The sequence below is a fragment of the Streptomyces sp. NPDC059166 genome, assembly GCF_042755185.1.
Lineage (GTDB): Bacteria > Actinomycetota > Actinomycetes > Streptomycetales > Streptomycetaceae > Streptomyces.
The window spans coordinates 56,308-77,595 of the sequence record NZ_JBHZCI010000033.1 but is presented as its reverse complement, the minus strand read 5'-3'; the positions used below and the strand labels follow the sequence as shown (position 1 = coordinate 77,595).

Here is a 21,288-nt window from a genome sequence, read left to right as displayed (position 1 = left end):
GACCCGTCAGGGCGACGGAGGCCCACTCGGTGTGCTGCCGCCGGGGTCGGTCTTCGTCAGGGGGTCCTCGGTCCCGCCGTCCCAGGCGACCACCAGTTTCCTCCCGTCGTTGGATCCGACGGTTCCGCGGGTCCGGTCGGTGTCCCCGTCGAGGCACTCGAGGGTGAACACCACCGCGCCCCTGTCCTTCACCTCGCCCTGGCACAGGTGCGGCCCGGCCGCGAGGGCCACCTTGCCCGAGGTGACCGACAGGGCGACGGGCTCCCCGCCGGACGTCCCGGTCCAGCTGCCCTGGAGCGCCGCGATGTCCGGGGCCGCCGTCGCCGTGTCCTCGCCGCCGCCCACCGGGGGCGCGCTTCCCGTCGAGGCCGGCCCGAGGTCCGGGTCCGGCCGGGCGGAGGGGGAGTCACCTCCGCAGGCGGTCAGGGTGAGAGCCGACAGGAGACCGGTGGCGACGAGGGCACCGGAGCGTTGGAGGCTGTCCAATGGAGTTTCCTCTCGTCAGGATTCCCGGCCCGGAGTCGGCGCCAAGCTACCAGGGCGTATCGAACAACGCGGTGCGACGGGAGCCGAATTGGCGATCCGTTCGTCTGTTACCCATAGAGGCGGAGGAAGGGTGGGCACCCGGGCGGAAAACCTGTAATCACCCGCGCACCGCCCGTGCACGTGCATCTGCTCATGCATCGGCATATGAACACAGCTATGATCCGTGGTAGTTGACTTTTGCACCTTGCAACTCGGGAGCGTCCTGTGCACCACGTGTACAACGGCATGGCGGCCACAGAGCTTCGCGGAGTCGTCTGGCAGAAGAGCAGGCACAGCAACTCCCAGGGTTCATGCGTGGAGTTCGCGAAACTGCCCGGGGGGAATGTGGCGATGCGGAACTCGCGCCACCCCGACGGGCCGGCGCTCGTCTATACGCCGGCGGAGATAGAGGCGCTGCTTCTGGGCGCCAAGGACGGGGAGTTCGACCACTTGGCGACCGGCGCCTGAGCGCGGGTGCGGCCGTTCCGGCCAGAGCGTGCGGCAGACCGGCCGGGGCGTGCGGCGGACGGTCCCCGGTGGGGCCCGCGGTACCCGGGGTGCCCGGGGTGCCGCGGGGCCGTCGGTCGGAGGGAGCCGGTCAGAGGGAGCCGGGAAGCGCGTCCAGCGTGACGCACTCGGGTATCGGGGCGGGGTGGTCGGTCAGCCGGAAGAGAGCCCAGACCACCTTGCCGAGCCCGCCGTCGGGCGCCTTGTCCCCGACGGGCACGGGGGAGGGGTGCCAGCCCCAGGAGTCGCTGAAGGACTCGACGAGGAACAGGCCCCGGCCCGACTCCGCGGAATCGGGCGCCTCCCCGGCGACCGGCCCCCGCTCGCTCGGGTCACGTACCGCGCACACCAGGCGTGAACTCCAGCGCATGAGGTGCAGGCGCACGGTGTCGTCCTGGCGTTCCCGGGCGGCCTCCGAGGGCAGGGCGTGCCGGAGGGCGTTGGTGACCAGCTCGGACACGACCAGCGCGACGTCGTCGAAGTGGTCACCCAGGTCCCAGGAGCACAGGGTCGTACGGGTGAACCGCCGCGCCCCGCGAACCGCTTCGTACCGGGCCGGAAGCGTGCAGGACGCCGATCCCGCGACCGCCGACGGGTCGATGGGGGGAAGGCCCTGCCGTAACGGCTCGAGCATCGTCGATCCATTCGTCCCCATGCGAGGCACTCCCGGGATTCGCGGCTGTAGCGGCACTGCTTCTGGCGGGCACTGCGGGTACAGCGGCACAACACGAACGAGCACGCAGGTGCGCAGGGGCCATGGTTCCGAATGCGCACGGCAGATGCAAGGGCAGATGCACGTGCACGTGACGGTTCTGACCGGAACCGTGCCGTTAAGGGATCATTTCTTCCGCTTCATAGTTTTGAAGCTTTCGGAAAGTCTTCCCGTCTCTGTAATCGAATGAGTACGGGCTGAAGCGTTTTGGTGGCAGAATCCGCCTCCGGGGTTCGGGGGAACCCCGGTGCACGGGAAGCGATGGGGAGGGTCGGTAAGCCGGTGTCGGCAGGCGAGTCGAGTGGTTCTGTGGTGCGGCGCATCCTGCTGGGCTCACAGCTCAGACGTCTGCGCGAGTCGCGCGGCATCACCCGTGAGGCGGCCGGCTACTCCATCCGCGCCTCCGAATCGAAGATCAGCCGCATGGAGTTGGGACGGGTGAGCTTCAAGGCCAGGGACGTCGAGGACCTTCTCACGCTCTACGGTGTCACGGACGACGCGGAGCGGGACTCGCTCCTCGGTCTCGCCCGTGAGGCCAACGTGGCGGGCTGGTGGCACAGTTACGGGGACGTGCTGCCCGGATGGTTCCAGACGTATATCGGTCTGGAGGGGGCGGCCTCGCTCATCCGGATCTACGAAGTCCAGTTCGTCCACGGGCTGTTGCAGACCGAGGCCTACGCCCACGCGGTGGTCGCCCGGGGCATGCCCGGCGCGTCCGCGGCCGAGATCGACCGCCGGGTCGCGCTGAGGCTGGCGAGGCAGAAGGCGCTCGTCTCCGAGCGGGCTCCCCGGTTCCACGCCGTCCTCGACGAGGCTGCGCTGCGTCGCCCGTACGGCGACCGCGAGGTGATGCGCGCGCAGTTGAGGCATCTCATCGACATGTCGGAGCAGCCGAACATCACGCTCCAGGTGATGCCGTTCAGTTTCGGCGGTCACGCCGGGGAGAGCGGCGCTTTCACCATGCTGCGTTTCCCGGAATCCGATCTGTCGGACATCGTCTATCTGGAACAGCTGACGAGCGCTCTCTATCTGGACAAGGCCGAGGAAGTCGCCCAGTACGAAAAGGCCATGGTCCGGCTCCACGAGGACAGCCCGGGCCCGGACGAGAGCCGGGATCTTCTTCGCGGACTCCTCCAACTGGTCTGATCCGACAGTACGATGGGCCTCCGACAGGAGTCTGCGCCTGCAGTAAGGGATTGCATGTCCTTCCTCAGTGAACTGGCCCACCAGTACATCGACGGTGAGTGGCTGACCGGCGACGGTGAGTGGGACATCATTGATTTCGATCCCCGCGACGGCGAAAAACTCTGTTCCATCACCGTGGCCACGACGGCGCAGGTCGATTCGGCCTACCGTGCGGCGGAACGCGCGCAGTCCGCATGGGCCGGCGCCGGTCATTCCGAACGCCGCGCCGTTCTGGAGAAGGCCGCACTGCTGCTGGACGAACGCCGAGACGAGACAGCCGAATTGCTGGTCGCCGAAGCCGGTGTCTCCCGGGCCGCCGCCGAGCACGAGATACGTGCCACGGGCCGTCTCCTCCGGGCGGCCGTGCGGCTGACGGACGAAGCCGTGGCGGAACTCCTGCCGTCGCTCGGCGACGGCAGGGAGAACCGGGTCCACCGTGTGCCCGTCGGGGTCGTGGGTGTGATCGGAGCCTGTGACCTCCCCCTCGCGGTGACGGTCAGGACGGTGGCTCCCGCCCTCGCCCTGGGCAACGCCGCGGTGGTGAAACCGCATCAGAGCGCCCCGGTCGCCGGCGGGACTCTCGTCGCCCGGATCCTCGAGGACGCGGGGCTGCCCGCCGGGCTCCTCAACGTGCTGATCACCGACAGCTCGGAGATCGGGGACAGCTTCATCGAGCACCCCGTGCCCAAGGTCCTCTCCTTCACCGGCTCGGAACGTGTCGGGCGCCGTGTCGCCGCTGTCGCGGCCGGACTGTTCAAGCGGACCGTCCTCGACCTGGCGGGCGGGAGCGCCCTGGTCGTCCTGGACGACGCCGACCTCGACCAGGCCGTGCGTGCGGCCGTCCACGGCCGCTCCCGCTTCCGGGGGCGGAGCGGTGAGGCCGCCGCCGGACGCGTACTGGTGGACCGGACGGTGGAGGCCGAGTTCACCCGCCGGTTCACCGCCGCGCTGTCCGCCCTTCCCACCGGCGACGCGTACGGCCGGGAGTCCGGGGGCGAGCCGTCCGCGCCGGTGTCCTTCGACGGCGAGGACGAGGCGCTACGCGTCGTCAACGACGGACCCCGCGGCCTCTGCGGCGCGGTCCACACGGCGGACACCGAGCGCGGCGTGCGGTTCGCCCGCCGGATATCCAGGGGCGGTGTGTTCCACGTCAACGGTCCTGTCGTCCACGACGATCCGGCGGTGGCCTTCGGCGGCGAGACGGGGTCCGGGACGGTACGTCTGGACGGTTCGGCGGCCAGGGACGCCTTCACCACCCGCAAGTGGATCTCCGTGCAGCACGGGCGAACGTCCTTTCCCTTCTGACCCGCCGGATGGCGGACCGTATCCGACCTGATGGGGCCGTACGTTGACCGGGAAGTCGGTCGGCACGTCACAGGAGGCGCCCTCATGGTCACCCACGTTCCCGCAGAGAAGCCCGGAGACGAGCGCGGAGCCCTCCTCGCCTTCGTCGAGGCCCAGCGAGGGGCTGTGCGGCGATCGGTTCTCGGCCTCACCGAGGAACAGGCGGCGAGCCGTCCGGGCGTGAGCGAGCTCTCCCTCTCGGGGCTGCTCAAGCACGTCGCCGAGATGGAGCTGAACTGGCTTCGGCTCGCTCAGCGGCGTCCGAACGAGAGGCAGCGCGACGAGGCGACCTGGGGAGACAGTTTCCGGCTCGTGGGTGAGGAGACGGTCCCGGAGACGCTGGAGTTCTGGGCGCGGGTGGCGGCGGAGACGGAGTCGTTCATCCGCGACGACGTCGCGAGCATGGACGACACCTTCCCCCTCCCCCCGGCCCCCTGGTACCCGCAGGACGAGCACTGCTCGATGCGCTGGCTGCTCGTCCATCTCGTCGAGGAGATCGCCCGCCACGCGGGCCACGCCGACATCCTCCGCGAGACGCTGGACGGCAGGACCGCGCTCGACCTGGTCGCGGAGGAGGCCCGGAGCTGAAGCGACCGCCGCCGAGCGCTGCTCCAGGCCCGGGCCCCCGGCTCAGTGGTGGAACGCCGTGCCGGCCCCCTTGTCCCGGCTCAGCGGGTGCGCCTGTTCCCTCAGCTCCGGCAGCAGACCGCGCAGGTCGTCCAGGAGCAGCTCGGCGAGGTCCGAGGAGAAGCCGTTGCGGCAGACGACGCGCAGTACCGAGAGGTCCTGGCGGTTCGCCGGGAAGGTGTACGCGGGGACCAGCCACCCGCGCTCGCGCAGCCGCCGCGACACGTCGAAGACGTCGTAGGCCCGCACCTCCGGTGCCGTCGTCACCGCGAAGACGGGGAGTTCGTCGCCGCGCGTCAGCAGCCGGAAGTCCTCCAGGGCCTCGAAATCCCCGGCCAGCCGCATCGCGATGTCCCGGGACGCCTGCTGCACCGCCCGGTAGCCCTCCCTGCCCAGCCGGAGGAACGTGTAGTACTGCGCGACCACCTGCGCTCCGGGGCGGGAGAAGTTCAGGGCGAAGGTCGGCATGTCGCCGCCGAGGTAGTTGACCCGGAACACCAGCTCCTCGGGCAGTTCGGCCTGTGAGCGCCACAGCGCCCACCCCACGCCCGGGTAGACCAGCCCGTACTTGTGCCCGGAGGTGTTGATGGAGGAGACCCGGGGGAGCCGGAAGTCCCACACCAGGTCCGGGTCGAGGAACGGTGCCACCATGGCCCCGGACGCCCCGTCCACATGTACGGGTACGTCGAGCCCGGTGCGCTCCTGGAGGTCGTCGAGCGCCGCGCAGAGCTCCGCGATCGGCTCGTAGGAGCCGTCGAAGGTGGAGCCGAGGATCCCCACCACGCCGATGGTGTTCTCGTCGCACAGTTCGGCGGCCGCCTGCGGGTCCAGATGGAAGCGTTCCCCGTCCATCGGCACCTGGCGGGGCTCGACCTCCCAGAAGGTGCAGAACTTCTCCCAGCAGACCTGGACGTTGACGCCCATCACCAGGTTGGGGCGGGCGGACGACGGATAGCGGTCGGTGTTCCTCGCGGCCCAGCGGCGTTTCAGCGCCATCCCCGCCAGCATGCAGGCCTCGCTGGAGCCGGTGGTGGAGCAGCCCACGGCCGCTGAGGGGTCGGGGGCGTTCCAGAGGTCGGCGAGCATCGCCGTGCAGCGCCGCTCCAGCTCGGCGGTCCTCGGGTACTCGTCCTTGTCGATCATGTTCTTGTCCCGGCACTCACCCATCAGCACGCCTGCCTGGGGCTCCATCCAGGTGGTGACGAAGGTGGCGAGGTTGAGCCGGGAATTGCCGTCGAGCATCAGCTCGTCGTGCACCAGCCGGTAGGCCGTCGAAGGCGGGAGCGGGCCGTCCGGGAGGACGTGCGTCGGGGGAGCCGCGACCATCGGCGCGGTCGGGTCGGCCTCCCCGAAGAACGGGTTGAGGGCCAGTCTGCGGTGCTCGTCGGAGGGAGCGGGCTTGCCGTGCGAACCCTGGTGGAGCGGCATCGAAGGGTGTCCCCTCAGTTCTCGGACGCGAGTCCGGTCTTGATGGCCCGGGTGAACTTCACGACGCGCTCCGCCTGGACCCGTGCGGCGGTCAGGGTCTGCTCGGCGACCGGGATGTCGCCCTGCCCGGACACGTGGGAGGTGCCGTACGGATTGCCGTCGACGAACTTCGAGGGATCGGTGTAGCCGGGAGCGACGAGGATGCCGCCGAAGTGGTGGATCGTGTTGTACAGCGCCAGCAGGGTGGACTCCTGGCCCCCGTGGGCGGTGCTGCTCGCGGTGAAGCCGCTGTAGACCTTGTCGGCGAGCTTGCCCGCCTGCCAGAGCCCGCCGAGCGTGTCGAGGAACTGCTTGAGCTGGGCCGCCACGTTGCCGTAACGGGTGGGCGTGCCGAGGATCACCGCGTCCGCCCATTCCATGTCGTCCGGCGAGACCTCGGGGATGCCCGCCGTGGCCCTCGCGTGCTCGGCCCAGGCCGGATTGGCGTCGATCGCTGCCTGAGGTGCGAGTTCGGCGGCCTTGCGCAGCCGCACCTGGGCGCCCGCGTTCTCGGCGTCCTTCGCGATGGCCTCGGCGATGGCGGAGATGGTGCCGGTGGAGGAGTAGTAGATGACGGCGACGTTCACGGACGTGGGCATGGAGGACTCCGGAGCGGTGGAAGTGTGGGGTGGGGAGTGCCTGTCAGGAGCGCGGGTCAGGACCTGCTGATCACGGCGGCCGTGCCGTAGGCGCAGACCTCGGTGCCCACGTCGGCGGCCTCGCTGACGTCGAAGCGCATCATCAGCACGGCGTTCGCCCCGCGGGCCCTGGCCTGGTCGACGAGCCGCTCCATCGCCTGGTTGCGGGTCTCGACGAGCGTCTTGGTCAGTCCCTTGAGTTCGCCGCCGATCATCGACTTCAGTCCGGCGCCGATCTGACTGCCGAGATGGCGGGAGCGGACGGTGAGTCCGAACACCTCGCCGATGACCTGGGTCACCTGGTGGCCGGGCACGTCGTTCGTGGTGACGACCAGCACATCCGCCTGGGGGGTCTGTCCGCCGCCGAAGTCCTCGATGCTCATGGTGTGGCACCTCCTGACCAGAAGCCTGGCGCCGGTCCGGCCGGTGCGCATCCCCGCTTACGCCGGTGGAACCCAGCCGTCCTCTCCGGCGTTGATAGCTTGGGACGGCCACGCAGCCGCCGCACATCGACCGACCCTGGAGCCCGGACCCTTGAATACGCTTGCGCTCGGCCCGAGCTGGCTGGACCCGGATTACCTGCTCAACACCTTCGGGCTCCCCGGCCTCCTGCTCATCGTGTTCGCCGAGTCGGGGCTGCTCATCGGCTTCTTCCTCCCCGGCGACTCCCTGCTCTTCACCACGGGTCTCCTGGTGACGACCGGCGACCTGAAGTACCCCCTGTGGCTGGTGTGCGTCCTGGTCGCGCTGGCGGCGATCATCGGTGACCAGGTCGGCTACCTCTTCGGCCGCAAGGTGGGGCCCGCCCTCTTCAAGCGCCCGGACTCCCGGCTCTTCAAGCAGGAGAACGTCGAGAAGGCCCACGAGTTCTTCGAGAAGTACGGCCCGAAGTCGCTGGTGCTGGCGCGCTTCGTCCCCATCGTCCGTACGTTCACGCCGATCATCGCCGGTGTGAGCCGGATGAACTACCGCTCGTTCATCACCTTCAACATCATCGGCGGTGTGCTCTGGGGCGTCGGGGTCACGCTGCTCGGGGCGGCTCTGGGCCAGATCGACTTCGTGCACCAGAACATCGAGATGATCCTGATCCTCATCGTGCTCGTCTCGGTGGTTCCGATCGCGATCGAGTTCCTGCGGGCGCGCAGCAGGTCGAAGAAGGAGGGCGCCGATGGCCAGGAGGGCCGTGGCCCCTCCGACGGCGCCCCGGGTTCCGGCCCGCGGGACGGGGCGGGCGACGGCGGCCAGGACTCCACCGCCCACCGCTTCAGGAACGAGCAGGCGGCCCCCTTCGGCGGCGGAGGGTACGCCGCGGACCAGTACGGCCAGGGCGGCGGGTACGACACCCGGGACACCGCCCTCGGCGCCCCCCAGGGCGGCGCCCCGTACGGAGGCGCGCAGGACGGCCGGCAGGCTCCGTACGGCGGCCAGTACGGCCAGTACCCCCAGCAGGGGCAGCAGGCTCCGTACGGACAGCAGGGCCAGGCGGGCGGGTACGGCGCGGCGGGCCAGTACGGACAGCAGGGCCAAGCGGGCGGGTACGGCGCGGCGGACCAGTACGGACAGCAGGGCCAAGCGGGCGGGTACGGCGCGGCGGACCAGTACGGACAGCAGGCCCGGCAGGGCCAGTACGGCCCCGCCGACCACCACGGTCAGCAGGGCCAGGCGGGCCACTACGGGCAGCAGGGCCAGTACGGCGGCCAGGCGGACCAGTACGGCCGGCAGGACCAGTACGGCCGACCGGGTGAGTACGGCGCGGTTCAGGGCGCTCCGTACGGCGGTGCACATGACGGTGGATACGGCGTCGCACGTGAGGGCGGATACGGCGATGCCCGGCAGCCCGGCCCGTATGCCGAGGGCGCGGACGGCCAGGACGAGGACCCCGGCCGGTACGGGCGGCAGAACGGTCGCTGACCGCGCGCCCGCACAGCCGCGGCGCTCCGGACCCCTGAGGGGGCCCGGGGCGCCTTTCGTCCGTCAGAAGCCCCTGGTCCGCTTCGCGGCCCGGCGCGCCCCGCCCTCGACCGCACCCGGCACCCGCATGAAGAGCCGGGAGATCTCGCTCCCGAGATTGACCCCGATGGCGATCGCCAGCGCGGTCGCCACGGCCGTGGAGAGCGAGGCGAGTCCGGTGTCCACCTGGTTCTGCGCGACGCCCAGCAGACCGAAGTACGTCGCGGAACCGGGCAGCAGCGGGCCGATGGCCGCAGTGATGTACGGCAGCGACGAGTTGAAGCGGTAGCGGGAGAGCAACTGGCCGAACAGGCCGACCAGCCCGGCCGCGACCGCCGTGGCGGCCACCGGGGAGATCCCGCCGGTGCGGGACATCGCTCCGAAGATCACCCAGGCCACACCCCCGTTGAGGGTCACCGCCAGCACCGTGGACCGCTCCTGCTGGAGGAGGACCGCGAAGGCCAGCGTCAGCGCCATCGCGGCCAGGATCTGGATTCCCGGCCTGTCGTTGGCCACCAACCGTTCCTCCGGGTTGAGCGCCGCACCGAGCTGGACCCCGAGGTAGAGCATCAGCAGCACACCCGCCACGATGCCGATGACCAGGTACATGACCTCAAGGAGCCGGGCCCCCGCGGTCAGGTAGTAGCCGGTCAGGCCGTCCTGAACCCCGGCGACCAGCGCCCGCCCCGGCAGCAGGGCGAACAGCCCACCGGTGATCACCGCGGAGGGCCGTACGTCGGTCGAGTGGGTCAGGGTGAGAGCGATGCCCATCGCCGCCGGAGGCATGGCCGCCACGGTGAACTGGTAGAACTCCGGCAGTCCTCGGCCGGCGCACAGCCAGGCCAGCCGGTCACCGAGCATCGCACCCGCCGCCGCCACCAGGAAGACCAGCACCCCACCGCCCACCAGCATCGAGGCCGAGCCGGCGAGCAGCCCCGCGGCGGCCGTCAGCACCCACCCGGGGTACGGGTGGCGGTTACGGCGGATCTCGGCGAGACGCCGGTAGGCCTCCTCCAGCGAGACCTCGACGTGCTCCGCGGTGGTGATGTCGTCGATCAGCCGGAACACCGCGGCCAGCCGGGTGTAGTCGGTGCCCCTCCGGCGTACCGTGCGGCTCGCCGTCACCGGGTCGTCGACCAGGGAGGGCTGGTGCGAGATGGACAGCAGCGTGAAGGTCACCGTCGGCTCGCAGCGGTCGAGCCCGTAGGAGTGCGCCACCGCGAACATGGCCGCCTCGACGTCCTCGGCCCCCTCGCCGCCGGCGAGCAGCAGCTCGCCGATACGCAGCGTCAGGTCGAGGACGCGTGGTACCGCGGGCCCGGAGTCGTCCGTCTTCTGGATGCTCTCGGGGGCCGGACGCTCGAACACCGGCATCCGCAGCATGGTCCGCATCCGGTCCTGCCAAGGTGCCTCCTTGGTGAGCCGGACCATCGGGATGCCGTGCGCGGGGGTGAAGGTGGGCGGCTGCTGCTGCGCGTTGTACCCGCTCGGAGGGACGAAGGCGGACGACAGCGTGTCGGAGCCCGAGCCGCTGCCCGGGCCGGAAGCGGAACCCTGACCAGGGCCGGACGGCGCCGACGGGTCCGTCTGCACGCCCGCCGGAAGAGCGAATTCCGACGTCGGGTGGTCGTCGTCGGAGGGGGCTGTCGGCTGCTCCACACCGGCGGGTGGGACGAACGCGCTGCGCGCCTCGTCGGACTGGGGCTTCTGGTCCTCGGGACCGCCCTGTTCCGCCACCACTCGACCTCGTTCCTGCTCGACCGCCCGTTCCGGGTGCGCTTCTGCCCAGTATGAGCACGGTCATGGGCCGTCACACGCGACGGGCGGCGCACCGGTGAAGGTGCGCCGCCCGTCGTCCGTACGGTCAGCGGGGCCGCCAGGCCCTCAGCGCCGCGATCCCCCGTCCCCCGCCCTCAAGCGGAATCCGGGGAGAAGCGGTGTCAGTGCTTGCCGCCCTGCGCCTCGAGGCGCTTGTAGGAGGCCTCGATCTCGGCCTCGGCCTCGGCGCGGCCGACCCAGTCGGCGCCCTCGACGGACTTGCCGGGCTCCAGGTCCTTGTAGACCTCGAAGAAGTGCTGGATCTCCAGGCGGTCGAACTCCGACACGTGGTGGATGTCGCGCAGGTGCTCCACCCGGGGGTCGGACGCGGGGACGCACAGCAGCTTGTCGTCGCCGCCGGCCTCGTCGGTCATCCGGAACATGCCGATGGCGCGGCACTTGATGAGGCAGCCCGGGAAGGTCGGCTCGTCCAGGATGACCAGCGCGTCCAGCGGGTCGCCGTCCTCGCCGAGGGTGTTCTCCACGAACCCGTAGTCGGCCGGGTAGCTGGTCGAGGTGAAGAGTCGACGGTCCAGGCGGATCCGACCGGTCTCGTGGTCCACCTCGTACTTGTTCCGCGAACCCTTCGGGATCTCGATGGTGACGTCGAACTCCACGGGTGGCTCCTCCATGATCAACACATACGACTGGTGGTTAAGTGTCCCTCACGCAGACGAGTGCTCGCGAAAGGGGCTGGTCAACGGTGGCCGAGCCGGTGGAACGACCCACGGACGAACCGTTGAACAGGTGGGGCGGGTGGAAAACCCCGAAGTACCTGAAGCGCGGGAGCGGACCGGACGACCTGCGGCTCGTCGCGGGTTCCGCGGTGCTGGGCCTGGTGGTCGCCGCCGGTGCCGTCCTCGCCGCCGGTCCCTGGGACTCCGGTCAGCGTAAGGCCGAGCGGGACCTGGTGGCCGTCCAGCGGCGCGCAGGTGGCGCACATCACCAGGAGCGGGCGCCCGACGGGCCTGCGCCCGCCCCCAGCGCACCGGCCGTCCTCGGCGCCCTCGGCGTCTCGGAGGGGCTCACCACCGCGGCGGGCACGGGCAGTCTGAAGGCCGCTCTGGCTCCTCTCCTGGACGTCCCCGCGCTCGGCACCGTACGCACCGGCGTCGTCATCGACACCGCCACCGGCAAGCAGCTGTACGCGCGGGGGGCCGGCACGCCCATGACCCCGGCGTCCACGGTGAAGATCGCCACCGCCGCCGCCGCGCTCTCGGCGCTCGGCCCCGACCACCGGATCGCCACCGAGGCCGTGCTCTCGCCGGACTCCCGGACACTCACCCTCGTCGGCGGCGGCGACCCCACCCTGGACGCGACGGCTCTGCGGGCCCTCGCCAGGGACACCGCCAAGGCCCTGCGGGACGGCGGGACCACGTCCGTCCGGCTGACGTACGACACGTCGCGGTACTCGGGCCCGGCCCTCCACCCCATCGGCCCCAACGAGAACATCGCGCCCGTCAGCGCGCTCATGGCCGACGAGGGCCGGCTCGACGAGAGCCGCAAGGGCCCGGCCCCCCGCTCCGGCGACCCGGCCGGCGACGCCGCACGCACCTTCTCCGGCCTGCTGGAGGACGCCGGGGTCACGGTCCGGTCCGCCCCCGCGTCCGGACGCGCCGCGCCGGGGTCCCGGACCACGGCCACCCACCTGTCGAAGCCGCTCTCCGCCCTCGTCGAACGGGCACTGACCAACAGCGACAACGACATCGCCGAGGCCCTGGCCAGGCAGACCGCGCTGAAGGCGGGCGAGCCCGCGTCCTTCGCCGGAGGGCGCCGCGCGGTCACCGCGACGCTGAAGGCCCTGGGCCTCCCCCTGGCCGGGACCCGGTTCGCGGACGGAAGCGGGCTCGACCGCGCGGACAAGGTGACGGCCGACGTCCTGGCCCGGCTGCTCGCGCTCGCCGCGGCGCCTGACCACCCCGAGCTCGGGCCCGTCCTCTCCGGCCTGCCCATCGCGGGATTCAGCGGGACGCTGGGCGACCGATACACCGCCACCTCCCCGGCGACCGGCCTGGTCAGGGCCAAGACCGGCACCCTCACAGGGGTCAACAGCCTCGCCGGGACAGCGGTGGACGCCCAGGGCCGGCTGCTGTCCTTCGCCTTCCTCGCCTCGGGAACCACGTCCCCCGGCGAGGCGGAGGCCTCACTCGACACACTGGCCACGACTCTCACCGAGGGCGGCCGGTGAGCGGCTGACACCCCACCACGGAGCGACCTCCTCACGTACGGTTGACGCATGACGAGCATCGGTGGTGCCGAGATGGTCGACTGGAATCTCGCGGTCGCGACCGCGACCCGGTTCGTGCGGCCGGGTCCCGAGATCAGCCGCGAGGAGGCCCGCGCGGTCGTCGCGGAGCTCCGCAGGCATGCCAAGGCCTCGGAAGAGCACGTCCGTTCGTTCACCCGGATGATCCCGGAGGGCCACGAACCCGAGGACACCCCCGTCCTGGTCGTCGACCGGGCGGGCTGGATCAGGGCCAACGTCGCGGGCTTCCGCGAGCTGCTGCGCCCTCTTCTGGGCAAGATGCAGGACCGTCGCGGCAGCGGCCCCGGCAACGCGGTGCTCGGCGCGGTCGGCGGCAAGGTCACCGGCGTCGAACTCGGCATGCTGCTCTCGTTCCTGTCCTCCCGCGTCCTCGGGCAGTACGAGACCTTCGCCCCGGCGACCCGGGAGTTCCCCGCGTCCTCCAAGGGCGGAGGACGGCTCCTGCTCGTCGCCCCCAACATCGTCCACGTCGAGCGGGAACTCGAGGTCGACCCGCACGACTTCAGGCTCTGGGTGGCGCTCCACGAGGAGACCCACCGCACGCAGTTCACCGGCGTCCCCTGGCTCCGCGACCACCTGCAGGGTGAGATCCAGGCTTTCCTCGACGAGACCGACGTCGACCCGATGACCGTCCTGGAACGCCTCAGGGAGGCCGTGCAGGCCTTCTCCGGCGGCAGCCGCCCGGAGGGGGAGCGCGGGGAGGAGGGCGACGACGCCGGGCGCAGCCTCGTCGAGATCGTCCAGACACCCTCCCAGCGGGAGATCCTGGGGCGGCTCACCGCGGTGATGTCGCTGCTCGAAGGGCACGCGGACTTCGTGATGGACGGGGTGGGCCCCGACGTGGTCGCCTCCGTCGGCGAGATCAGGGAGAAGTTCCAGCAGCGCAGGGCGCGCGGCGCGGGACGTCTGGACCTGGCGCTGCGCAAGCTCCTGGGGCTGGACGCGAAGCTGCGCCAGTACCGCGACGGCGAGAAGTTCGTCCGTGCCGTCGTCGACGAGGTGGGGATGGACGGGTTCAACCGGGTGTGGACCTCGCCCAACACCCTTCCCACCAAGGCGGAGATCGCGGCGCCCGCGGAGTGGGTGGCACGGGTGCACCGCAAGGCCGATTCCTGATACGGATCCGGTCCGGCGGCAAGGAGATTGCCTCTCCAATCACCCATCCGGGGGACCATGGAGGCATGGGAGGGCGTGCAATGCTCGATGAACAGCTTGGCTCTGTCACCATCGACGCACTCTGAGTGACGGGACTCCGTCCCGCGCGCTCCGAGGCAGCCCCCGAAACTCCACCCGAAGGGCACCGGACATGGGTCCCCATCCTGCGGTCGCGGCGATACGCCTGGCGGTCCGCCGCGTACTCCACGACGTCGTCGCCGAACACAACCGTCACATCGAACAGGCCGGGCGCGCCGAGTTCGCCGAAGCAGGGGCCGGGGGACGGTGTTCCACGCTCCCCGAGCGGCCCGGCACCCCGCTGGTGCTCGTCGCCTGCTCCGGCGGCGCCGACTCCATGGCCCTGGCCTCGGCGCTGGCCTTCGAGTCGCGCAAACTGCCGGTCCGGGCCGGCGGCGTCACCGTCGACCACAACCTCCAGCCCGGCTCAGGGCTCCGCGCCGACGAGGTCGTCGCCCGCCTCGCCGAGATGGACCTCGACCCCGTCGAGGCCGTCGCCGTGCACGTCGGACGCGAGGGCGGGCCCGAGGCCGCCGCGCGGGACGCGCGCTACGCCGCTCTGGACGCCGCCGCCGAGCGCCTCGGAGCCGCCGCGGTCCTCCTCGGACACACCCGTGACGACCAGGCCGAGACGGTCCTGCTGGGCCTCGCCCGAGGGTCCGGCATCCGTTCGCTCTCCGGGATGGCCGCCGCGTCCGGTCCCGCGGGGCGGTACCGGCGGCCCTTCCTCCAGCTCGACCGGCAGACCGCCCGCAAGGCCTGCATGGTCCAGTCGATCCCCGTCTGGGACGACCCCCACAACATCGACCCGGCCTACACCCGCTCCCGGTTGCGTCACGAGGGCCTGCCCGCGCTCGAGAAGGCGCTGGGGAAGGGTGTGGTGGAGGCGCTCGCCCGTACGGCCCAGCTCTCCCGCGACGACGCGGACGCCCTGGACACCTGGGCCGCCGACGCCGCCCGCTCGGTGTACGACGACGCCGGTCACCTGGAGTGCGGCAAGCTCTCCGTCCTGCCGCCCGCGGTACGCCGCCGGGTGCTGCGCCGCGCCGTGATCGACGCCGGATCCCCGGCCGGTTCGCTCTTCGCCCGCCACATCGAGGAAGTCGACCGGCTCATCACCGGCTGGCGCGGCCAGGGGGCCATCAACCTGCCCGGCCGCGTCGAGGTGCGGCGGCAGGGTGGCAGACTGGTGATCCGGCAGAGCTGAAGCGCGGCTGAAGTGCAGGCGAGACGCCGTTCCGGCCCGGGCGAGAGTCCCGGTCCGGCGGGGCAGAGAAAGAGATGCGGGTGAACGAGAAGGACATGGGCACCGACCTCCAGTCGGTGCTCCTCACCAAGGAAGAGATCGACGCGAAGCTGGTCGAGCTCGCGGCGAAGATCGACGCGGAGTATGCGGGCAAGGACCTCCTCATCATCGGTGTGCTCAAGGGCGCCGTGATGGTCATGGCCGATCTGGCCCGCGCGCTGTCCACTCCCGTCACCATGGACTGGATGGCCGTCTCCTCGTACGGCGCCGGAACCCAGTCCTCGGGCGTCGTCCGGATCCTCAAGGACCTGGACACCGACATCAAGGGCCGGCACGTCCTGATCGTCGAGGACATCATCGACTCGGGCCTGACGCTGTCCTGGCTGCTGACCAACCTCGGCTCGCGGGAACCCGCGAGCCTGGAGGTCTGCACCCTGCTGCGCAAGCCGGAGGCGGCGAAGGTCGCGATCGACGTGAAGTGGGTCGGGTTCGACATCCCCAACGAGTTCGTCGTCGGTTACGGGCTCGACTACGCCGAGAAGTACCGCAACCTCCCCTTCGTCGGGACGCTCGCCCCGCACGTCTACGGCGGCTGACCGGCCTCCCTCCGCGGACCGGCCGAACCCGGCCGGAGTTCCGGGAACCCTCGTGGTCGCCGGGCCGTTGGAGCCTTCGAAGACAGGTTTGCCGGACGTCCCCTGCGGTCACGGGTGACAATGCTGGGGTACCGTCCGAAGAACAGTCTTTTCTCACAGCAGCATTTACCTACGGGCAGGAGGGACGGGGCGACTTCGCTCCGTATGGATGGACGTGAAGCGATACTTCCGTGGGCCGGTCATGTGGATCGTGCTGGCCGTCCTCGCCGTGGTCGTGCTGATGCAGGTCGTCGGCTCGTCCGGCGGCTACAAGACGGTGGACACCGGCAAGGTGATCCAGGCGATCAGTAAGAACCAGGTGGAGCAGGCCAAGCTGACCACCGGTGACGAACAGATCCTGAAGATCGAGCTGAAGGACGGCCAGAAGCTCCAGGGCGAGTCCGGCAGCAAGTTCCAGGCGAGCTACATCGGCAATCAGGGCGTCGAGCTCGCCGACACCCTGCAGAAGAAGTTCGAGAGCGGTGACATCGAGAAGGGTTACACCGTCTCGCCGTCGAAGCAGTCCCCGTTCGTCTCGATCCTTCTCTCGCTGCTGCCCTTCGTCCTGATCGTGGTCGTCTTCCTGTTTCTGATGAACCAGATGCAGGGCGGCGGCTCCAAGGTCATGCAGTTCGGCAAGTCCAAGGCCAAGCTGATCACCAAGGACACGCCGAAGACGACGTTCGCCGACGTGGCGGGGTCGGACGAGGCGGTCGAGGAGCTCCACGAGATCAAGGAGTTCCTCCAGGAGCCGGCGAAGTTCCAGGCCGTCGGCGCCAAGATCCCCAAGGGCGTCCTGCTCTACGGGCCGCCCGGTACGGGCAAGACCCTGCTCGCCCGCGCGGTCGCGGGTGAGGCCGGCGTCCCGTTCTACTCGATCTCCGGTTCCGACTTCGTCGAGATGTTCGTCGGTGTCGGTGCCTCCCGTGTCCGGGACCTCTTCGAGCAGGCCAAGGCGAACGCCCCGGCCATCGTCTTCGTCGACGAGATCGACGCCGTCGGACGCCACCGCGGCGCCGGCATGGGCGGCGGACACGACGAGCGCGAGCAGACGCTCAATCAGCTGCTCGTCGAGATGGACGGCTTCGACGTGAAGGGCGGCGTCATCCTGATCGCCGCCACCAACAGGCCGGACATCCTGGACCCGGCGCTGCTGCGTCCCGGACGCTTCGACCGGCAGATCGCCGTCGACCGGCCGGACATGCAGGGCCGTCTCGAGATCCTGAAGGTCCACCAGAAGGGCAAGCCCGTCGCGGAGGACGTGGACCTCACCGCGGTGGCGCGCCGTACGCCCGGCTTCACCGGTGCCGACCTGTCGAACGTGCTGAACGAAGCCGCGCTCCTGACGGCGCGCAGCGACAAGAAGCTGATCGACAACCACATGCTCGACGAGGCCATCGACCGCGTCGTGGCGGGTCCGCAGAAGCGGACCCGGATCATGTCCGAGAAGGAGAAGAAGATCACCGCGTACCACGAGGGCGGACACGCCCTGGTCGCGGCGGCCTCCCCCCAGTCGGACCCGGTCCACAAGATCACGATTCTCTCCCGCGGCCGCGCCCTCGGTTACACGATGGTGCTTCCGGAAGAGGACAAGTACTCCACCACGCGCAACGAGATGCTCGACCAGCTGGCGTACATGCTGGGCGGGCGCGCGGCGGAGGAGCTGGTCTTCCACGACCCGACGACCGGTGCGGCGAACGACATCGAGAAGGCCACCGCCACGGCCCGCGCGATGGTCACGCAGTACGGCATGACCGAGCGTCTCGGTGCGATCAAGTTCGGTGGGGACAACACCGAGCCGTTCGTGGGCCGGGAGATGGGCCACCAGCGCGACTACTCGGAAGAGGTCGCGGCGCTCGTCGACGAAGAGGTCAAGAAGCTCATCGAGACCGCCCACAACGACGCGTGGGAGATCCTCGTCGAGAACCGCGACATCCTCGACGCCCTGGTCCTCGAACTCCTCGAGAAGGAGACGCTCGGCAAGGAGCAGATCGCCGAGATCTTCGCTCCGATCGTGAAGCGCCCGGCCCGTCCGGCGTGGACCGGTTCCGCCCGGCGGACCCCGTCCACCCGTCCGCCCGTGCTCTCTCCCAAGGAGCTCGCCCTCACCAACGGCTCCGCCAACGGTTCGGGTACCCCGGAGATCGCGCCGAAGGACATCACCAAGAACACCGGCTCCTCCACGGAGGCGCTCCCCGAGGATCGCCCGGAGAGCTGAGCCGACCGGTGTGGCCCCTGTCACGGGGGCTTCACCAGGCCCGGAATGGATGCCGCGCCCCCCAGGTTCTAGCCTGTGGGGGCGCGGCTTTTTCGTCGGGACCGTGCGGTGCCCGTCCCCGTCAGCGAGGTCCGGGCGGGCCGCGCATGCGATCGCACACAGGAACGAGGCACAGATGACCGACCCGGTGACGCTGGACGGGCAGGGCTCGATCGGCGTTTTCGACCAGAAGCGGGCCGAGTCCGCCGTACGTGAACTGCTCATCGCCGTCGGGGAGGACCCTGACCGCGAAGGGCTCCGGGAGACACCCGGCCGTGTGGCACGTGCGTACAAGGAGATATTCGCGGGCCTTCACCAGGAGCCCGAGGACGTCCTGACGACCACCTTCGACCTGGGCCACGACGAGATGGTGCTGGTCAAGGACATCGAGGTCTTCAGTACCTGCGAGCACCACCTCGTGCCGTTCCGCGGCGTGGCGCACGTCGGGTACATCCCGGCGACCTCGGGCAAGATCACGGGCCTGTCGAAGCTCGCCAGGCTCGTCGACGTCTACGCGCGGCGCCCCCAGGTGCAGGAACGGCTCACCACGCAGATCGCCGAGTCGCTGATGGCGATCCTGGAACCGCGCGGGGTCATCGTGGTCGTCGAGTGCGAGCACATGTGCATGTCCATGCGCGGTATCCGCAAGCCGGGGGCCAAGACGCTCACCTCGGCCGTCCGTGGTCAGCTGCGCGATCCGGCGACGCGTGCCGAGGCGATGAGCCTCATCATGGCGCGCTGACCAGGACGTACAGGGAGGTACAGGACCTGATCCGGAGGACCGGCGCGGCGGCGCCCGGCCCCTTCGGCGGGGGGATTCGACCGATGGGCCCCGGCCGTGCGGCCGGGGCATCAGGAAAGGAACCCCATGTCCTTCACCCACGTGCTCGCGGTGGCACCCGTGATGGCCATCGAGCCGGCCGTCGAGTGGTACGAGCGGCTGTTCGGCCGCCCTGCCGACGCCAGGCCCATGGACGGCCTGGCCGACTGGCACGTCTCCCCGCACGCCTGGCTCCAGGTCTTCCAGTCGCCCGAGCAGGCCGGGGGCACCCTCGTGAATCTGGCCGTCGACGATCTCGACCGGACCCTCTCGGAGCTCGCCGGCCGGGGAATCACGGCGGGTGAGACCCTGCCGGGGTCGCGAGGGGTGCGGTTCGCCGCCGTTCACGATCCCGACGGCAACCGGATCACCCTCGTCGAGAACCCCGTGGCTGACTGAGGAGCGTTCCGGCCCGGTCCGCTCAGGCGGCCGGCGCGGCGTTCCCGTCGTCGTCGCCGTCCTCGGGGAGCTTGCAGACGCGCTCCAGGAAGAAGGCGGCGGCGACGACCGCGATGCCGGCCAGGACGGCGAAGCCGGCGTAGACGGCCTGGTCCCTGCGGGGCGGTACGTCGAGGGATCCCAGCAGGAAGACGGCCGTGCCGCCGTACATCCCGGTGACCAGCGCGGCGACGAGCGCGCTCGCCTGGCCGAAGACCACGGCGCGCGCGGCCATCATCGGCTCCACGCCCTTCGCCCCGGGGCGGCGCTCCCGCTGGGCGCGCAGCCTCGCCCTGATGGACAGGGCAGCGGCGAGCAGGACCACGGCGATCACGGCCAGCACGATGGGCGCGGCGAGCGGCACGCTCGGCAGTGTCCCCAGGGCGTCCCAGAGGCGCGCCGCGCCCCAGGACAGCACGCCGGCTCCGGCGAGGAGTCCGGCGAGGAGCCCGAGCCGTAGTTGCTTCACCGAGAGTGCCGCCCTTCGCCTTTGCCCGTGTCGTCCGCCCGTGGTGGGCCGCCCGTGGTGGGCCGCCCCTGAGCCTAACGACTACTCGGGGAGACGGAGTTCCAGGTCCGGGCGGGGGAGCACTCCCTCACGGCCCACGCTTGCCAGCAGGTCGGCGACCGGCCCGGCGCCCGGGAGCTGGGCCTCCGGGTCCACGTCGTGCCAGGGGGCGAGCACGAAGCCACGCTCGCGGGCACGCGGGTGGGGGAGGGTCAGCAGCGGGTCGTCGGAGATCACGTCGGCGTAGGACACGATGTCGACGTCGATGGTGCGCGGACCCCAGCGCTCCTCACGGACCCGGTCGAAGGCCTCTTCGATGGCCTGACCGCGCTCCAGCAGGGAGGAGGGCGGCAGGGTCGTCTTCACGACGATCACCGCGTTGAAGTAGGACGGCTGGGTGCCGGGGTCGACGCCCCACGGTTCCGTCTCGTAGACCGGGGAGACGGCCTTGACCCGGAGGCCCGGCGTGTCCTCCAGGGCGTCGATGGCGCCCTGGAGCGTCTCCAGCCGGTTGCCCAGGTTCGAGCCGAGGGAGATCACGGCGCGTTTGGGGTTGGAAAGGGTGACGTCCGCCGCGTCCACCTGCTCGACGACTGCTGCGGGAACCGGCTGTACGGTCGGGTCGCTCTGCCCTTCGGTGGAAAATGCAGTCATGCTCGGCTCCGGGTGATGGTGATGGTCACGTCGTCGAAGGGGACGGTGATCGGGGCGTCCGGCTTGTGGACGACGACCTCGACCTCCTGGACCCCCTCGTGCTTGAGGCACTGCTGCGCGATGCGTTCCGCGAGGGTCTCGATCAGATCGACCGGTTCACCCTCGACGACGCCCACGACCTCCTCCGCGACGACGCCGTAGTGGACGGTCTTCGACAGGTCGTCGGCGGCAGCCGCGGGGCGGGTGTCGAGTCCGAGCACCAGATCCACGATGAATGTCTGGCCGTCCTCCCGTTCCTTGGGGAAGACGCCGTGGTGCCCACGGGCCTTGAGGCCGCGCAGCGCGACACGATCCACGCGAATCACTCCTGCTGTTCGTCGTCTCTTGAGGCACCTGGCCGCGTGCGGGCGGACCGGTGCCTTCTTTCGAATCTACCCGCGAGCACCGACCGGTCCCGCTCGCGGGTGCGCGGACCTGCCCGGCAGAGGGCTGGTAGCCGCGTATACCCGGTGATCGGG

22 protein-coding genes are annotated in these 21,288 nt (G+C 70.5%); 12 read left to right on the top strand and 10 right to left on the bottom strand.

Annotated features, from left to right (window positions below):
* Positions 1-6: 6 nt before the first annotated feature.
* Positions 7-486, bottom strand: coding sequence for a hypothetical protein (locus tag ACFXOA_RS23745; RefSeq protein WP_385032025.1), 480 nt, complete (start codon positions 484-486; stop codon positions 7-9).
* 264 nt (positions 487-750) lie between these two features.
* On the opposite strand from ACFXOA_RS23745, the gene ACFXOA_RS23740 reads away from it, so the two are divergent.
* Entirely contained in the window at positions 751-993 is a 243-nt protein-coding gene (locus tag ACFXOA_RS23740) for a DUF397 domain-containing protein (RefSeq protein ID WP_385032076.1), read from the top strand.
* A gap of 130 nt (positions 994-1,123) precedes the next feature.
* Here ACFXOA_RS23740 and ACFXOA_RS23735 read toward each other — a convergent pair whose 3' ends face one another.
* Positions 1,124-1,687 (bottom strand): ATP-binding protein, encoded by a 564-nt coding sequence (locus ACFXOA_RS23735; RefSeq protein ID WP_385032022.1) that lies wholly within the window; start codon positions 1,685-1,687, stop codon positions 1,124-1,126.
* Positions 1,688-2,005: 318 nt separating this feature from the next.
* Between ACFXOA_RS23735 and ACFXOA_RS23730 the strand changes: the two genes are divergently transcribed.
* From ACFXOA_RS23730 to ACFXOA_RS23720, 3 genes are all read left to right on the top strand, one after another.
* Positions 2,006-2,890: a helix-turn-helix domain-containing protein gene (locus ACFXOA_RS23730; RefSeq protein WP_385032019.1), complete on the top strand. Its 885-nt coding sequence runs from the start codon at positions 2,006-2,008 to the stop codon at positions 2,888-2,890.
* 54 nt (positions 2,891-2,944) lie between these two features.
* The gene (locus ACFXOA_RS23725; RefSeq protein ID WP_385032017.1) at positions 2,945-4,234 is read left to right on the top strand and encodes an aldehyde dehydrogenase family protein; all 1,290 of its coding nucleotides are present in this window, start codon (positions 2,945-2,947) and stop codon (positions 4,232-4,234) included.
* 84 nt (positions 4,235-4,318) lie between these two features.
* Entirely contained in the window at positions 4,319-4,861 is a 543-nt protein-coding gene (locus ACFXOA_RS23720) for a DinB family protein (protein WP_385032014.1), read from the top strand.
* Between the two features lie 42 nt (positions 4,862-4,903).
* Here the strand turns inward: ACFXOA_RS23720 and ACFXOA_RS23715 are convergent, their stop codons facing one another.
* From ACFXOA_RS23715 to ACFXOA_RS23705, 3 genes are read right to left on the bottom strand one after another with little or no spacing between them, the layout of a single operon-like run.
* Complete coding sequence (locus tag ACFXOA_RS23715; RefSeq protein WP_385032010.1) at positions 4,904-6,328, bottom strand: glutamate decarboxylase; 1,425 nt, start codon at positions 6,326-6,328, stop codon at positions 4,904-4,906.
* Between the two features lie 14 nt (positions 6,329-6,342).
* A complete protein-coding gene (wrbA, locus tag ACFXOA_RS23710; RefSeq protein ID WP_385032007.1) occupies positions 6,343-6,966 on the bottom strand; it encodes an NAD(P)H:quinone oxidoreductase in 624 nt (207 codons plus the stop codon).
* A 56-nt stretch (positions 6,967-7,022) separates the two neighbouring features.
* Positions 7,023-7,388, bottom strand: coding sequence for a YbjQ family protein (locus ACFXOA_RS23705; RefSeq protein ID WP_385032004.1), 366 nt, complete (start codon positions 7,386-7,388; stop codon positions 7,023-7,025).
* A 151-nt stretch (positions 7,389-7,539) separates the two neighbouring features.
* Here ACFXOA_RS23705 and ACFXOA_RS23700 point away from each other — a divergent pair, with 151 nt between their 5' ends.
* Positions 7,540-8,916: a DedA family protein gene (locus ACFXOA_RS23700; protein ID WP_385032001.1), complete on the top strand. Its 1,377-nt coding sequence runs from the start codon at positions 7,540-7,542 to the stop codon at positions 8,914-8,916.
* A 63-nt stretch (positions 8,917-8,979) separates the two neighbouring features.
* Here ACFXOA_RS23700 and ACFXOA_RS23695 read toward each other — a convergent pair whose 3' ends face one another.
* Positions 8,980-10,695 (bottom strand): threonine/serine exporter ThrE family protein, encoded by a 1,716-nt coding sequence (locus ACFXOA_RS23695; protein WP_385031998.1) that lies wholly within the window; start codon positions 10,693-10,695, stop codon positions 8,980-8,982.
* A 200-nt stretch (positions 10,696-10,895) separates the two neighbouring features.
* A complete protein-coding gene (locus tag ACFXOA_RS23690) occupies positions 10,896-11,390 on the bottom strand; it encodes an inorganic diphosphatase (protein ID WP_037691000.1) in 495 nt (164 codons plus the stop codon).
* 86 nt (positions 11,391-11,476) lie between these two features.
* On the opposite strand from ACFXOA_RS23690, the gene dacB reads away from it, so the two are divergent.
* The 7 genes from dacB to ACFXOA_RS23655 all read left to right on the top strand — a co-directional run bounded on the left by dacB (position 11,477) and on the right by ACFXOA_RS23655 (position 19,569).
* Positions 11,477-12,961 carry a D-alanyl-D-alanine carboxypeptidase/D-alanyl-D-alanine-endopeptidase gene (gene dacB / locus ACFXOA_RS23685; protein WP_385031996.1) on the top strand — a complete coding sequence of 495 codons (1,485 nt, stop codon included), beginning with the start codon at positions 11,477-11,479 and terminating at the stop codon, positions 12,959-12,961.
* 48 nt (positions 12,962-13,009) lie between these two features.
* Positions 13,010-14,155 carry a zinc-dependent metalloprotease gene (locus ACFXOA_RS23680; RefSeq protein ID WP_385031993.1) on the top strand — a complete coding sequence of 382 codons (1,146 nt, stop codon included), beginning with the start codon at positions 13,010-13,012 and terminating at the stop codon, positions 14,153-14,155.
* Positions 14,156-14,345: 190 nt separating this feature from the next.
* Positions 14,346-15,419, top strand: a complete 1,074-nt coding sequence (gene tilS / locus ACFXOA_RS23675; RefSeq protein ID WP_385031990.1) for a tRNA lysidine(34) synthetase TilS — start codon at positions 14,346-14,348, stop codon at positions 15,417-15,419.
* Positions 15,420-15,493: 74 nt separating this feature from the next.
* The gene (gene hpt / locus ACFXOA_RS23670; protein ID WP_385031987.1) at positions 15,494-16,054 is read left to right on the top strand and encodes a hypoxanthine phosphoribosyltransferase; all 561 of its coding nucleotides are present in this window, start codon (positions 15,494-15,496) and stop codon (positions 16,052-16,054) included.
* A gap of 208 nt (positions 16,055-16,262) precedes the next feature.
* Positions 16,263-18,311 carry an ATP-dependent zinc metalloprotease FtsH gene (ftsH, locus tag ACFXOA_RS23665; protein ID WP_385031984.1) on the top strand — a complete coding sequence of 683 codons (2,049 nt, stop codon included), beginning with the start codon at positions 16,263-16,265 and terminating at the stop codon, positions 18,309-18,311.
* Positions 18,312-18,486: 175 nt separating this feature from the next.
* Complete coding sequence (folE, locus tag ACFXOA_RS23660; protein ID WP_362546432.1) at positions 18,487-19,092, top strand: GTP cyclohydrolase I FolE; 606 nt, start codon at positions 18,487-18,489, stop codon at positions 19,090-19,092.
* 126 nt (positions 19,093-19,218) lie between these two features.
* Complete coding sequence (locus ACFXOA_RS23655) at positions 19,219-19,569, top strand: VOC family protein (protein ID WP_385031979.1); 351 nt, start codon at positions 19,219-19,221, stop codon at positions 19,567-19,569.
* 22 nt (positions 19,570-19,591) lie between these two features.
* Here the strand turns inward: ACFXOA_RS23655 and ACFXOA_RS23650 are convergent, their stop codons facing one another.
* The 3 genes from ACFXOA_RS23650 to folB form a co-directional block, all read right to left on the bottom strand.
* A complete protein-coding gene (locus ACFXOA_RS23650) occupies positions 19,592-20,077 on the bottom strand; it encodes a DUF3180 domain-containing protein (RefSeq protein ID WP_385031976.1) in 486 nt (161 codons plus the stop codon).
* A gap of 81 nt (positions 20,078-20,158) precedes the next feature.
* On the bottom strand, positions 20,159-20,770 hold the full coding sequence (gene folK, locus ACFXOA_RS23645; RefSeq protein WP_385031973.1) for a 2-amino-4-hydroxy-6-hydroxymethyldihydropteridine diphosphokinase: 612 nt from the start codon (positions 20,768-20,770) through the stop codon (positions 20,159-20,161).
* Complete coding sequence (folB, locus tag ACFXOA_RS23640; protein WP_385031970.1) at positions 20,767-21,126, bottom strand: dihydroneopterin aldolase; 360 nt, start codon at positions 21,124-21,126, stop codon at positions 20,767-20,769. Before folB ends, folK begins: the two co-directional genes overlap by 4 nt.
* Positions 21,127-21,288 lie beyond the last annotated feature (162 nt).